This is a genomic window from Aliihoeflea sp. 40Bstr573 (genome assembly GCF_024105655.1).
GTDB lineage: Bacteria > Pseudomonadota > Alphaproteobacteria > Rhizobiales > Rhizobiaceae > Aliihoeflea.
This window is the reverse complement of record NZ_JAAAMH010000066.1, coordinates 1-857: the sequence shown is the minus strand read 5'-3', so window position 1 is coordinate 857 and position 857 is coordinate 1. Positions and strand designations below refer to the sequence as shown.

Below are 857 nucleotides of genomic sequence, written 5' to 3'. Positions count from 1 at the left end.
TGAACTAGCGTTCGTGGACAAAGGTTGACTGCGGAATCTGGTTTTGATTCAAGGCTTCCATTTGGAGGCAGCCTTGGGCGAACGGATTGGTTTGACGGACGAGGAATGGGCGCTGATCGGTCCGCTTCTGCCTGCTGAACGAGGGCGCGGATGCCGCCCCGCTCAGGACAATCGAAGGTATTTTGAAGGCATGATGTGGATGGCGCGCACGGGAGCGCAATGGCGGCATCTGCCTGACGAATACGGCAAGTGGAACAGCGTTTTCCGGCGCTATCGGCGATGGGTCGAGACCGGCGTGTTCGAGGCGATGCTCGAAACGCTGGCGGAGATGGTCGAGCGGGATCGAAGCGCCGACATGATCGACAGCACCATTGTCCGGGCACATCATTGTGCGGTCGGCATAAAAAGGGGACTCAGGAGGCCGAGGCGCTTGGCCGATCGCGCGGCGGCTTCACCACAAAACTCCATGCCCGATGCGATGCGAAAGGTCGCCCCCTCGGCTTCGTCCTGACACCCGGGCAAACGCACGATACCCAGGGCTTTGCGCCCTTGTTCCGGATGATCTCCGATCGGATTGAGGCTTTTCTCGCCGACAAGGGTTACGACGCGGATGTCATTCGCGCTGAAATCTCCAGTGCCAAGGTCGAGGCTGTCATCCCCTCAAAAAGCAACAGGCGGGAGCCGATCCCGCACGACAAAGCCAAATACAGATGGCGCAACCAGATCGAACGGCTCTTCAACAAACTCAAGAACTGGCGGCGCGTCGCCACCCGTTATGACAAAACAAAGGAATCCTATCTCGGCTTCGTCGCCATCGCAGCAGTCAAACTATGGATACCCTTTGTCCACGAGCGCTA

General features: G+C 58.5%; 1 pseudogene. It reads left to right on the top strand.

What is annotated here, in order from left to right:
- Nucleotides 1–43 precede the first annotated feature (43 nt).
- Nucleotides 44–857 (top strand): annotated as a pseudogene (locus tag GTK01_RS20910) (IS5 family transposase); the annotation flags it as partial.